14 protein-coding genes are annotated in these 12539 nt (G+C 61.7%); 7 read left to right on the top strand and 7 right to left on the bottom strand.

The window, feature by feature from the left end:
• Positions 1 to 40 precede the first annotated feature (40 nt).
• The 3 genes from AO064_RS02565 (at position 41) to AO064_RS02555 (ending at position 3240) form a co-directional block, all read left to right on the top strand.
• A complete protein-coding gene (locus AO064_RS02565; protein WP_012722830.1) occupies positions 41 to 1117 on the top strand; it encodes a DUF748 domain-containing protein in 1077 nt (358 codons plus the stop codon).
• 99 nt (positions 1118 to 1216) lie between these two features.
• Complete coding sequence (locus AO064_RS02560) at positions 1217 to 2062, top strand: AAA family ATPase (RefSeq protein WP_012722829.1); 846 nt, start codon at positions 1217 to 1219, stop codon at positions 2060 to 2062.
• Positions 2062 to 3240, top strand: coding sequence for a vWA domain-containing protein (locus AO064_RS02555; RefSeq protein WP_012722828.1), 1179 nt, complete (start codon positions 2062 to 2064; stop codon positions 3238 to 3240). The genes AO064_RS02560 and AO064_RS02555 overlap by 1 nt, the downstream gene beginning before the upstream one ends.
• A 72-nt stretch (positions 3241 to 3312) precedes the next feature.
• Here the strand turns inward: AO064_RS02555 and AO064_RS02550 are convergent, their stop codons facing one another.
• From AO064_RS02550 to AO064_RS02540, 3 genes are read right to left on the bottom strand one after another with little or no spacing between them, the layout of a single operon-like run.
• Entirely contained in the window at positions 3313 to 4221 is a 909-nt protein-coding gene (locus tag AO064_RS02550) for a 5-oxoprolinase subunit C family protein (protein ID WP_064052290.1), read from the bottom strand.
• Positions 4218 to 4922 (bottom strand): 5-oxoprolinase subunit B family protein, encoded by a 705-nt coding sequence (locus AO064_RS02545; RefSeq protein ID WP_064052289.1) that lies wholly within the window; start codon positions 4920 to 4922, stop codon positions 4218 to 4220. Before AO064_RS02545 ends, AO064_RS02550 begins: the two co-directional genes overlap by 4 nt.
• Positions 4919 to 5659 (bottom strand): 5-oxoprolinase subunit PxpA, encoded by a 741-nt coding sequence (locus AO064_RS02540; RefSeq protein WP_012722825.1) that lies wholly within the window; start codon positions 5657 to 5659, stop codon positions 4919 to 4921. Before AO064_RS02540 ends, AO064_RS02545 begins: the two co-directional genes overlap by 4 nt.
• A 176-nt stretch (positions 5660 to 5835) precedes the next feature.
• Here AO064_RS02540 and AO064_RS02535 point away from each other — a divergent pair, with 176 nt between their 5' ends.
• Positions 5836 to 6759: a LysR family transcriptional regulator gene (locus tag AO064_RS02535; protein WP_064052288.1), complete on the top strand. Its 924-nt coding sequence runs from the start codon at positions 5836 to 5838 to the stop codon at positions 6757 to 6759.
• Between the two features lie 124 nt (positions 6760 to 6883).
• Here the strand turns inward: AO064_RS02535 and AO064_RS02530 are convergent, their stop codons facing one another.
• From AO064_RS02530 to AO064_RS02520, 3 genes are read right to left on the bottom strand one after another with little or no spacing between them, the layout of a single operon-like run.
• Positions 6884 to 7426, bottom strand: coding sequence for a DUF2937 family protein (locus AO064_RS02530; RefSeq protein ID WP_012722823.1), 543 nt, complete (start codon positions 7424 to 7426; stop codon positions 6884 to 6886).
• Between the two features lie 11 nt (positions 7427 to 7437).
• Positions 7438 to 8214, bottom strand: coding sequence for a class II glutamine amidotransferase (locus AO064_RS02525; protein ID WP_012722822.1), 777 nt, complete (start codon positions 8212 to 8214; stop codon positions 7438 to 7440).
• Between the two features lie 30 nt (positions 8215 to 8244).
• A complete protein-coding gene (locus tag AO064_RS02520) occupies positions 8245 to 8781 on the bottom strand; it encodes a hypothetical protein (protein WP_043204959.1) in 537 nt (178 codons plus the stop codon).
• 24 nt (positions 8782 to 8805) lie between these two features.
• Here AO064_RS02520 and AO064_RS02515 point away from each other — a divergent pair, with 24 nt between their 5' ends.
• Together AO064_RS02515 and AO064_RS02510 are read left to right on the top strand one after the other, a co-directional pair.
• A complete protein-coding gene (locus tag AO064_RS02515) occupies positions 8806 to 10848 on the top strand; it encodes a S9 family peptidase (protein WP_064052287.1) in 2043 nt (680 codons plus the stop codon).
• Between the two features lie 70 nt (positions 10849 to 10918).
• Positions 10919 to 11392: a cyclic nucleotide-binding domain-containing protein gene (locus tag AO064_RS02510; protein ID WP_012722819.1), complete on the top strand. Its 474-nt coding sequence runs from the start codon at positions 10919 to 10921 to the stop codon at positions 11390 to 11392.
• Here AO064_RS02510 and AO064_RS02505 read toward each other — a convergent pair.
• Positions 11389 to 11667, bottom strand: coding sequence for a hypothetical protein (locus AO064_RS02505; RefSeq protein WP_025858461.1), 279 nt, complete (start codon positions 11665 to 11667; stop codon positions 11389 to 11391). The genes AO064_RS02510 and AO064_RS02505 overlap by 4 nt on opposite strands.
• Before the next feature lie 78 nt (positions 11668 to 11745).
• Here AO064_RS02505 and AO064_RS02500 point away from each other — a divergent pair, with 78 nt between their 5' ends.
• Entirely contained in the window at positions 11746 to 12432 is a 687-nt protein-coding gene (locus AO064_RS02500; RefSeq protein ID WP_046035159.1) for a spermidine synthase, read from the top strand.
• Positions 12433 to 12539 lie beyond the last annotated feature (107 nt).

The following is a 12539-nucleotide window of genomic DNA, read 5'->3' as shown; positions in this document are numbered from 1 at the left end:
CCCGGCAGTCCATGCCCTATACGGACAGAGGACCCTCCCCATGAAACGTCGCTACAGTTGGCCGCTATGGACCGTCGCCGGGCTGGTGGTGGTGCTGGTTGCCGTGAACATTGCGCTGCCCTACCTGGTGCGCAATTACCTGAATGAAAAGCTCGCCGACATGGGCGATTACCGCGGCCAGGTGGCCGATGTGGACCTGGCCCTATGGCGCGGCGCCTACCGGATCAACGGCCTGCAAATCGTCAAAGTGGACGGCAAGGTGCCCGTCCCGTTCGTCAAGGCGCCGCTGATCGAGTTCGCCGTGAGCTGGCATTCGCTGTGGTACGACCATGCGGTGGTGGCCGAGGGGCACTTTGTAAGACCGGAGATCAACTTCGTCGACGGCGGGGCCAACAAACAGGCGTCCCAGACCGGTAAAGGCACCGACTGGCAGGAACAGCTGAGCAAACTGCTGCCGATCACCTTGAACGAGGTGCGTATCGAAGAGGGCAAGATCGCCTTTCATAACTTCAGTTCCAAGCCCCAGGTCAACATCAACGCCACGGACGTCAACGCGAGCTTCTTCAACCTGACCAATGTGGTCGACGTCAAAGGCAAGCGTGACGCGCGCTTTGAAGGCAAGGCGTTGCTGCAAGGCCAGGCGCCGCTGGAGGCCACCGCCACCTTTGACCCATTGAGCGACTTCGAAGAGTTCGAATTCCGTTTCCGCGCCAAAGACTTGCAGTTAAAGCGCATGAATGACTTCGCCTCGGCCTACGGCAAGTTCGATTTCAAGGCCGGCACGGGCGACGTGGTCATTGAAGCCCAAGCCGAAAAAGGCCAGTTGACCGGCTACATCAAGCCGTTGCTGCGGGATGTAGAAGTGTTCGACTGGAAACAAGACGTGGAAAACAAAGACAAGAACATCTTCCGCTCCATCTGGGAGGCCGTGGTCGGCGCCAGTGAGACCGTGCTGAAAAACCAGAGCAAGAACCAGTTCGCCACCCGCGTGGAGCTCAGTGGCAGCGTGCATCAGCAAAATGTCAGCGCGTTCTCGGCGTTTTTGGCGATTTTGCGCAACGGGTTTATCCAGGCCTTCAATGCGCGTTATGAACAACCCAAGCCCTCGGCGGATTGAAGGTGACCGGTCATTCAGAGACTGAATAATCCGCCTGCGTTCACAGTCGCCGGGGCCGCGCGGTATAGTCCGGGCATTGATGAATTCGAGGAATGACTGATGAAGTTCGAAGGCACCCAGGCCTACGTTGCCACCGATGACCTGAAACTGGCCGTCAACGCCGCCATCACCCTGGAGCGGCCACTGCTGGTCAAGGGCGAGCCCGGCACCGGCAAGACCATGCTCGCCGAGCAACTGGCCGAATCCTTCGGCGCCAGGCTGATCACCTGGCACATCAAGTCCACCACCAAGGCGCATCAGGGCCTGTACGAGTACGACGCGGTCAGCCGCCTGCGCGACTCGCAGCTGGGCGTGGACAAGGTGCACGACGTGCGCAATTACCTGAAGAAGGGCAAGCTCTGGGAAGCCTTCGAGTCCGAGGAGCGGGTGATCCTGCTGATCGATGAAATCGACAAGGCCGACATCGAGTTCCCCAATGACCTGCTGCAAGAACTCGACAAGATGGAGTTCTACGTCTACGAAATCGACGAGACCATCAAGGCCAAGAAACGCCCGATCATCATCATTACCTCTAACAACGAAAAAGAGCTGCCGGACGCGTTCCTGCGCCGCTGCTTTTTCCACTATATCGCCTTCCCCGACCGCGCCACCCTGCAAAAGATCGTGGATGTGCACTACCCCGACATCAAGAAAGACCTGGTCAGCGAAGCCCTCGACGTGTTCTTCGACGTACGCAAGGTGCCGGGCCTGAAGAAAAAGCCCTCCACTTCCGAACTGGTCGACTGGCTCAAGCTGCTGATGGCCGACAATATCGGCGAAGCCGTGCTGCGCGAGCGCGACCCGACCAAGGCCATCCCGCCGCTGGCCGGTGCCTTGGTGAAGAACGAGCAAGACGTGCAGTTGCTGGAGCGTCTGGCGTTCATGAGCCGTCGCGGTAATCGCTGATGTTGCTCAACCTGTTCAATGAAATGCGGGCCGCCAAGGTGCCGGTGTCGGTGCGCGAGCTGCTCGACTTGATCAACGCGCTCAAGCAACGCGTGACCTTCGCCGACATGGACGAGTTCTACTACTTGTCCCGGGCGATCCTGGTCAAGGACGAGCGGCACTACGACAAGTTCGACCGGGCCTTCGGCGCCTACTTCAACGGCCTGGAAAAACTCGACGACCACTTGCAGGCGCTGATTCCCGAGGACTGGCTGCGCAAAGAGTTCGAACGCTCGCTGACCGATGAGGAGCGCGCGCAGATCCAGTCCCTCGGCGGCCTGGACAAGCTGATCGAGGAATTCAAGAAACGCCTGGAAGAACAGAAGGAACGTCACGCCGGCGGTAACAAGTGGATTGGCACTGGCGGCACCAGCCCGTTTGGCTCCGGGGGTTACAACCCGGAAGGCATCCGCGTCGGCGATGCCGGCAAGCGCCAGGGCAAGGCCGTGAAGGTCTGGGACCAGCGCGAGTACAAGAACCTCGACGATCAGGTCGAACTGGGCACGCGCAATATCAAGATCGCCCTGCGCCGCCTGCGCAAGTTTGCGCGCCAGGGTGCGGCGGAAGAGCTGGATATCGACGGCACCATCGACCACACCGCCCGCGACGCCGGTTTGCTGAATATCCAGATGCGCCCGGAGCGGCGCAACACCATCAAGCTGCTGTTGCTGTTCGATATCGGCGGCTCGATGGATGCCCACGTGAAGATCTGCGAAGAGCTGTTCTCGGCGTGCAAGACCGAGTTCAAGCACCTGGAGTACTTCTACTTCCATAACTTTGTGTACGAGTCGGTGTGGAAGAACAACCAGCGCCGCACCTCGGAACGCACCTCGACCCAGGACCTGCTGCACAAGTACGGCGCCGACTACAAAGTGATCTTTATCGGCGATGCGTCGATGGCGCCGTATGAAATCACCCAGGCGGGCGGCAGTGTCGAGCACTGGAACGAAGAGCCGGGGTATGTGTGGATGCAGCGCTTCATGGCCAAGTACAAGAAGCTGATCTGGATTAACCCGTACCCGAAGGACACGTGGGGGTATACGGCGTCGACGGGGATTGTGCGGGAGTTGGTGGAGGATCAGATGTATCCGCTGACATTGCGCGGGCTGGAAGAAGGGATGCGCTTTCTCTCCAAATAAACGCCGCCCGCAATAATGCAGGAAATCTAATGTGGGAGGGGGCAAGCCCCCTCCCACATTTTAAATGCGGTGTTATGCAAATCGGCGCAAATACTCGATGTGCTGCCGATGCGCCGTCTCCTGCACCACTGGCGTCAACCTGACCTTCTCCCCCGGCAAGCACTGCGCCAGCCGTGCCAGCGACAACGGCGTCAACGCCCCCAGGCGCGGATAGCCGCCAATGGTCTGCCGGTCATTGAGCAACACAATCGGCTGCCCATCCGGCGGCACCTGGATCGCGCCCAACGGAATCCCCTCGGAAATCAGCGAAGGCCCTTGGTACTGCAACGGCGTGCCCAGCAAGCGCATGCCCATGCGGTCGGCGCGGCTGTCGAGGACCCATTCGGTGTTGAACGCATCGAACAGGCTCTGGCCGCTGAACTGGCCGATCTGTGCGCCGACGATCACGTCCAGGGGCGCCTTGGCCGGCAACGTCTGCGCGCTCAGCACTTTCATCGCACCGCCGGTACCGGAATAAGCCAAACGCCCGCCTTCGGCCAGCGCCTTGCCGAAACCGTCCAGCCCGCCCAATTCCTCACGCACAACGGTGGCGCAACTGCCGAGCACCTCCGGCGCATCAAACCCGCCGGGCGCCGCCAGGTAGGCACGCGCGCCGCTGAACGGCTGGGTGAAACGCAGGCGTTGGCCCTTTTGCAGGATAAAACTGCGGCCGGGGCTGATGGCGCGTTCGTCGATATAGGCGCCCAGGTCAGCACCGGCCAGGGCCAGCAGGCAATACTCCTCGGCCTGCACGGTAAAGCCGCCCAAGGTGATTTCCACCACTGGCGCGTCCAGCGCGTTGCCCAGCAGCCAGTTGGCCCAGGACATCGACACCCAATCCAGCGCCCCGCCCTGGGTCACGCCCAAATGGCGCACACCAAAGCGACCGGCGTCCTGCAACAGGCACAGCGGCGTGCTGGCCTCGATGATCAAGCAGCTCATGCCTGCGCCTCCAACGGCGTGTCGTCGCCACCCAATGTGAGGAATTCAGCGCGGTCGACCGCCTCAAAGCGCACGGTGTCGCCCGGTTGCATCAGGCTGTAGCCCTCACGCTCGCGGTCGAAGAGTTTGGCCGGCGTGCGCCCGATCAGGTTCCAGCCACCTGGCGACACCACCGGGTAGGCGGCGGTTTGCCGTTCGGCGATGCCGACGCTGCCGGCCGCCACGCGTTTGCGAGGGGTGTTGAGGCGCGGGGTGGCAAGAATTTCATCCACCAGGCCCATAAAGGCAAAGCCGGGGGCGAAGCCGAGGGCAAACACCTGGTATTCGTGGGCACTGTGACGGCGAATCACGTCGTCGATGGCCAGGCCGCTGCGCTGGCTGAGCAAGGTCAATTCCGGGCCGACGCTCAGGTCGTACCACACCGGCAGCACATGACACTGGCCGCTGCCCTGGGCCTGCGGCTGCAGGTCGGTGAGGGCCAGGTCGATCAGCTCCCGTGCCTGGGCCGGACTCACTGCGCTGAGGTCGTAATGCACCATCAAGGTGGTGTAGGACGGCACCAAGTCGACCAAGGCGGCGCCAAAACCGCTGCGCAAGCGTTGGGTCGCCGCCAGCATCCACGGCATGTTGGTTTCGGCGATTGCATCAAACAGGCGCACCATCAGGCAGTCGATGGCCACCACTTCAATCCGTGGCTTCATGCTGGCTTCAATGCCTCGCGGATGCGCTGCACCGCCGCGACCGAGCTGGCGTTGTCACCGTGTACGCACAGCGTATTGGCCTGCAGCACCAGTGGGCTGCCGTCGCTGGCGATCAGCGCTTCGCCGCGGGAAATGGTCAGGGCTTGCTGCACGATGGTGTCGGAATCGTGGTGCACGGCACCGGGTAGTTGACGCGAGACCAGGTGCCCCTTGTTGTCGTAGGCGCGGTCGGCGAAGGCTTCGAACCACAGGGTTACACCGTATTCGTCGCCCAGGGCCTGGGCCGCGCTGTTGTCGCGGGTGGCGAGCAGCATCAGCGGCAGTTCGCCGTAGGCCGCCACGGCCTGGATCACCGCGCGCAATTGGGCCGGGTTGGCCATCATGTCGTTGTACATCGCGCCGTGGGGTTTGACGTAGCTGACACACCCACCTTGGGCCCGGCAAATACCGTCGAGCGCACCTATCTGATAGTGCAACAGGTCCTGGATTTCCTGGGGGGTGTAGGCCATGGAGCGGCGACCGAAACCTTGCAGGTCCTGATACGCCGGGTGCGCGCCGACTTGCACGCCATGCTTGAGCGCCAGGCTGACGGTCTTGCGCATGATGCTCGGGTCGCCGGCGTGAAAGCCACAGGCCACGTTGGCGCAATCAATGAACGGCATGACCTCGGCGTCCAGACCCATGGTCCAGTTACCAAAGCTTTCGCCGATGTCGCAATTCAGTAAAAGTCGGCTCACGGTCTGTCGCTCCTGTAGGCTTTATTTTTTTGTAGTGTGGGATTTTTTACACAGAACTCGCAACTTGTCCTGACACCCCAACGGCGCTTATCGTGGAATGGCTCGATTTTTGGCGCTGGCCCGGTACGGCGTCCAACTAATAAAAACCGATCCATGCATAAGAAAAAGTTGATCCCATGAATTTGAAGTTCCTCGAAACCTTCGTCTGGGTGGCCAAGCTCAAGAGTTTCCGCCTGACCGCCGAGAAGTTGTTCACCACCCAGGCGTCGATCTCCAGCCGCATCGCGGTGCTGGAAAGCGAGCTGGGGGTGAAGCTGTTTCTGCGCGATTCGCGTGGCGTGAGCCTGACCCCGGAAGGCTTGAAGGTGCTCGACTACGCCGAGCAGATGATGGTGACCATGCAGGGCTTGAAGCAGTCCCTGGAGACCACCAGCAGTAAGGTCGGGCGCATTCGGATCGGCGCCATGGACACGGTGATCCACACCTGGCTCAGCCCACTGGTGGCGGAACTGATGGACCATTTCCCGTTGGTGGAAATCGAATTGGTCGCCGATACCGCGCTTAACCTCAGCGATCAGCTGCAAAAAGGCTTCCTCGACCTGATCCTGCAAACCGACCTGCTGCGCCTCGAAACCGTGCGCAGCCTGGAACTGGCCAGCCACCCCATGGCGTGGATCGTCGCCAGCCAGTCGATCTACAACCGTGACTACGCCTCCCTGGCCGAACTGGCCCAGGAGCGCATCATCACGTATTCGAAAAACTCCCACCCGCACCAGGACGTTATCAGCCTGATGCAGGCCAACGGCGTGGCCGCGCCACGGATGAACTGTGTGAATTCGGTGTCGGCGATTACGCGGTTGTTGCGCGATGGTTTTGGCATTGGCGCGCTGCCGCCGGTGCTGGTGCGCGAAGAACTGGCGCGCGGGGAGTTGGTGATGTTGCCGATGGCGCAGAAACTGCCGAATTTGCAGGTGGTGGTGTCGTGGCGCGTGGGGGTGGAATTGGTGGAGGAGATTGTGGGGTTGTGCCAGAAGGTGGTGACGCGGTATGCCGAGGAGGTCGGTGCAGAGCGGATGGTGCTGAGTACACAACCTCACTGAAGACACTGGATAAAACTGTGGGAGGGGGCTTGCCCCCGATGGCGGTGGTTCAATCACTGATCTATTGACTGACACTCCCCTATCGGGGGCAAGCCCCCTCCCACATTTGCCCCGAGTTGAACCTTTAGAGGCCCTTGAGGTCTCGCTCTTCGATCGGCCGGCTCTGGCGCAGGCGCTTGCCGCCCAGTACCACCCAATCGATCAGGCGGAACAGGCACTCGATGCCGAACGACAACAGCATCGCCCCGCCCAATCCCCAGCCCATGGCTTCGGGGGTCAGCAGAATCTGATAGCTGTAGCCCTTCCAGGTTTCCTGGCGAATATCGGGGTCGGCCGCCACCGCCACTTGCAGGGCGCGGATGTACCACGGGCCTTGCATGGCCTGGAATTGCTTGTCCAACGCCACCTGGCGGTCAAGCATCGCGCCGAGGCTGTTGGCGTCGCTCTGGAACACCGGGTCGTCACTGGCACGGTAGTGCGCCACCAACGCCTTCAAGTCACCGTTGAAGAACTGCCGTGCGGTGGTTTCAAACCCGCTGAGGCCGGTCTGGGCCTCGATCAAGTGGGCTTCGACGCGCTTGGCGTAGTCGTTGATAAACCCGGGCACTTGCACGCCGACCAACAGGCCAATGGCAAACAGCACCAATCGCAGATAACTGAGCAACATGGGCGATATCCTTACTCGGTGATGCCCTGGCTGACGCATTCACCGCGTCGCCACAGGCTCCATTGGCCCGGTTCGTAGCGGGTCCAGTTTTCGTTGTCGGTCAAAGGCTCGGTGGCGATCACCGTCACCACATCATTAGGCGTGGTTTCGGCCTGAAAATCGACGATCACGTCGACATCTTTCAGGCGTGCAGGGCCGAAGGGTGCGCGGCGGGTGATCTGCGCCAATTTGGTCGAACAGTAGCAAAACAGCCAGTCGCCATCACTGAGCAGGCAGTTGAACACGCCTTTGCTGCGGTATTCGGAGCAGGCGGCGATCAGGTCCGGCAGCACCTGTTCAAGGTCCACCGGTTCAGGGAAGGCCTCGCGCACGCGGTTAAGGAGGTCGCAGAAGGCCGCTTCGCTGTCGGTGTCGCCCACCGGGCGGTAAAAGGTGGCGCGGGGCTTGAAGTCCGCCAGCTGGCCGTTGTGTGCGAAGCACCAGTTGCGGCCCCACAGTTCGCGCACGAACGGGTGGGTATTGGCCAGGCTGACCTTGCCGACATTCGCCTGGCGGATATGGCCAATCACCACTTCACTTTTGATAGGGTAACGCTGCACCAGCAGCGCGACTTCGGATTCACTGCTGGCAGCCGGGTCCTGGAACAGACGCAGGCCACGGCCCTCGTAAAACGCGATGCCCCAACCGTCACGGTGGGGGCCGGTGCGCCCACCGCGTTGCATCAGCCCGGTAAAGCTGAACACGATGTCGGTGGGGACGTTGGCACTCATGCCCAATAATTCACACATGCCAGGGCTCTCGCTGCAGGGCGGACGACGTTAAAGGCGCGGTTCTACGCGCATACCGCTCACAGGTGCAGGACGGCGGAAAGGCACGTCGTCTTCATCTTCATCCGGTTCGGCGGCCAGGGCCGCATCGGCGGCGGCCTTGCGCTCACGGCGGGCGTTGGCGGCGCGCTCGATGGGCCAGCGGATCAGCACAAATACGATGTACACGCCAAAGGCGATCATGGTGTACATGAACAGATCGGAGATGGCCCGCCAGGCGTTGTTGCCGACCTTGAGCACCAGGTCCAGGGCGGTGATGGCCACGGCCGGGGCGAACTGAGTCTTGACCGGGTCGACGATGGTCGGGCTGAACAACAGCACCGCCATCAGCAATTGCAGCGGCTCGCGCAGCCAGCGCCAGATCCAGCGGGTCATGCGCCACCACACCAACAGGCAGCCCAAAGCGGCGAAGGCGTAAAGGCCCCAAGCGGTCAGATAGTCGTTCTCGGTCATGGTGTCCATGGCAAGGTAGGCAAACAGGCGGCTATGATAACGGCTTTTGCGTGTCGCGGCTGCAATGCCTGCCACCGTCCGCCAGATAGAGAATAATCCATGCCTATATCGCTCCCCCCGATTGCCCGCAAGGCCCCAGGCCCAGATCCGTACGCCTGGCTGCAGGAGCGTGACAGCGCTGAGGTGCTCGACTACCTCAAGGCCGAAAACGCCTGGCAGGAAGCCCTGCTCGCCGACCAGCAGGCGCTGCGCGAAACCCTGTTCGAGGAGATCAAGGGCCGCATTCTCGAAACCGATCTGTCCCTGCCCTCGCCGTGGGGCCCGTATCTCTACTACACCCGCACCACCGCCGGTGACGAGTACGCCCGTCACTACCGCTGCCGTCGCCCGGCCGACGACAGCAACCAGGTGGATGACAGCAGCGAGGAGTTGTTGCTGGACCCGAACGTGCTGGCCAATGGCGGTTTCTTCTCCCTCGGCGCGTTCAGCATCAGCCCCGACCACCAGCGCTTGGCCTACAGCCTCGACACCAGCGGTGAAGAGATCTACACCCTGTACGTGAAGGAATTGGCGACCGGCAAGGTCAGCGAACTGGAATTCCAGGGCTGCGACGGCAGCATGACCTGGGCCAACGACAGCCTGACGCTGTTCTTCGGCGAACTGGACGACACCCACCGTCCGCACAAACTGTATCGCTACCGCCTGGATGGCACGGCCGCGCAGGAAGTGTTCCATGAGCCGGACGGCCGATTTTTCCTGCATTGCTACCGTTCCAGCTCCGAGCGCCAGTTGCTGCTGTCGCTGGGCAGCAAGACCACCAGCGAGGTCTGGGCGCTGGACGCCAACCAGCCGCACCTGGACTTCACCTGCCTGGCGCCGCGGGTCGAGGACCACGAATACGATGTCGACCACGGCCAGCTGAATGGCGCGTGGACCTGGTTTATCCGCAGCAACCGGGAGGGCATCAACTACGCACTGTTCGTGGCAACCGACATCGGCGACGTGCCGACCGAGGATGAGTGGCAAAACCTCATCCCCCACAGCGACGAGGTGATGCTCGACGGCGTGAGCCTGAATACCAGCGCCATGACCCTGAGCCTGCGCATGGGTGGCCTGCCGGTGATCGAAGTACACCCGGAAGGCCTGCCGGCCTATCGCGTGGAATTGCCTGACGCCGCCTACAGCCTCTACGTACAGAACAGCCTGGAGTTTTCCAGCAACAAGATCCGTCTGCGCTACGAAGCGTTGAACCGACCGGCCCAGGTCCGCCAACTGGAACTGGCCAGCGGTGCGCAGCAGGTGCTCAAGGAAACGCCGGTACTGGGCGTGTTCAACGCCGATGACTATGTGAGCCAACGCCTGTGGGCCACCTCGGCGGATGGCACCCAAGTGCCGATCAGCCTGGTGGTCAAGCGCGACCACCTCGGCAAACCTGTGCCTTTGTACCTGTACGGCTACGGCGCCTACGGTTCAAGCCTCGACCCGTGGTTCTCCCATGCACGCTTGAGCCTGCTGGACCGTGGCGTGGCCTTCGCCATTGCACATGTGCGCGGCGGTGGCGAGCTGGGCGAAGCCTGGTACCGCGCGGGCAAGCAGGAACACAAGCAGAACACCTTCAGCGACTTTATCGCCTGCGCCGAACACCTGATCGCCCAGGGCCTGACCACCTCCACGCAACTGGCGATCAGCGGCGGCAGTGCCGGCGGCCTGCTGATCGGCGCGGTACTCAACCAGCGCCCGGCGCTGTTCCAGGCGGCGATTGCCGAAGTGCCGTTCGTCGATGTGCTCAACACCATGCTCGACCCGGAACTGCCCCTGACCATCACCGAGTACGACGAGTGGGGTAACCCGCAGGAGCCCGAGGTGTATGCACGCATCAAGGCCTACGCGCCGTACGAAAATGTCAGCCCCCAGGCCTACCCGCACATGCTGGTGATCGCCGGCTACAACGACAGCCGCGTGCAATATTGGGAAGCCGCCAAGTGGGTCGCCAAGTTGCGTGACACCAAGACCGACGACAACCTGCTGTTGCTCAAGACCGAACTGGGCGCCGGCCACGGTGGCATGAGCGGTCGTTACCAGGGATTACGTGACGTAGCGCTCGAATATGGATTTGTGTTCAAGGCGCTGGGGCTGGTTTAAGGAACTTAGCCGGGCAGTTCTGTCTGAACACAGGACCGCCCTACATGATTGATGGACCAAGATTGCAGCCATGGCACTACCGACACATATGAATACCGAGATCCGTGACATGCTCATGGACTGCGGCCTGTTCGACCCGCTGTTGCCGGAGGATTTTCACATCGCCGCCGGCTACTTCAATATCAGCAGCATTGCCCGTGACGAGGTGATTTTTCTCGAGGGCGATGCCGGCACGTTCATGTGCATCCTCCACAGCGGCCAGGTGGCGGTGCAGAAAACCCACCACGATGGCCAGCGCCTGACGATCGCCACCCTGCGCAGTGGCCGGGCTTTTGGCGAAATGGCGGTACTCGACGGCGAACGACGCTCGGCCAGTTGCGTGGCGGCGAGTGATTGTGTGCTGTTGAACCTGGGTAAGGACGCTCTGGAAAAGATGCTCAACGAAGCGCCCAGGGTGGCCGCCAAGATCATCCGCGCGATCGCTATTGCCCTGTCCAAACGCCTGCGCATGGCCGACGGCCAATTACTCTCGCAACAGTTTTAACCGCCGGGCGTCTTCGGTTTGCTGTCGTTTTGCTGCAGGCCGGGCACGGTCTGGTCCTTCGGCGGCGTTGGCAGCACGATGGGCACCAAGGGTGGCGAACCGTTCGTCTTGGGCACGGCAGGCGGGGTCACTTGCGGGTACAGCGTCGGCGTCGGGGTGCCCGGTGCGCCTGGCGTTGGGGCTGGCGCGACCGGTACGGTTTGCAACTCCTGAGCCTGCGCCGCACCCAAGGCGAGCGCGCTCAACACAATGACCGTTAGAATGCTGCACTTCATCGATGGCTCCATGGCCTGACCGGAATGTCGTAAGGCTACTCCCAACCGCGCAAGAATGCCCTTCCCAATGAGATTTCCATGAAACGTTTCGTTCTGCTGGACACCACCCCGATCCCCGACAACGGCGGTGCCTTGTGCCTGTTCGAATACGGTGAAGATTTCGTCATCAAGATCCAGGGCGGTGACGGCGGCCAATTGATGAACACGCGCATGCACGGCTCCGAAGACGCACTGGCGGAAATCCCCTGCCGCAAAGTCGCCGGCCGCCCCGGTTCGCGGGTGTTGATTGGTGGCTTGGGCATGGGGTTTACCCTGGCCTCGGCACTCAAGCATTTAGGCAAGACCGCCGAAGTAGTCGTCGCCGAGCTGGTGCCCGGCGTCGTGGAATGGAACCGCGGGCCGCTGGGAGAAAAATCCGGCCGCCCGTTGCTGGACCCACGCACGGTGATCCGCCTGGAAGACGTGGCCAAGGTGCTGCAAGCCGAGCCCCAGGGCTTTGACGCAATCATGCTGGATGTGGACAACGGCCCCGAAGGCCTCACCCAAAAAGCCAACAGCTGGCTCTACTCCGCCGGCGGCCTGGCGGCATGCGCCAAAGCCCTGCGCCCCAAAGGCGTACTGGCCGTGTGGTCGGCCAGCGCCGATAAACTGTTCAGCGACAAACTGCGCAAAGCCGGATTCAAGGCCGAAGAAGTGCAAGTGTTTGCCCACGGCAACAAGGGCACGCGGCATACCATCTGGATTGCCGAGAAGCTCAAAGGCTGAACGCGCTGTAGGAGCCCCCCAAAGCTAACCCCCGGTGTCAGGGTAGTTGTCGTGTCCTCCGCTTTTTAAAAGTATTCCGGGGGCGGCAAGAGTAAGGTCATGCCTTT

The sequence above is a fragment of the Pseudomonas marginalis genome, from assembly GCF_001645105.1.
Lineage (GTDB): Bacteria > Pseudomonadota > Gammaproteobacteria > Pseudomonadales > Pseudomonadaceae > Aquipseudomonas > Aquipseudomonas petroselini.
The sequence above is the reverse complement of the archived record's forward strand: the minus strand, read 5'-3'. Positions and strand labels throughout refer to the sequence as shown.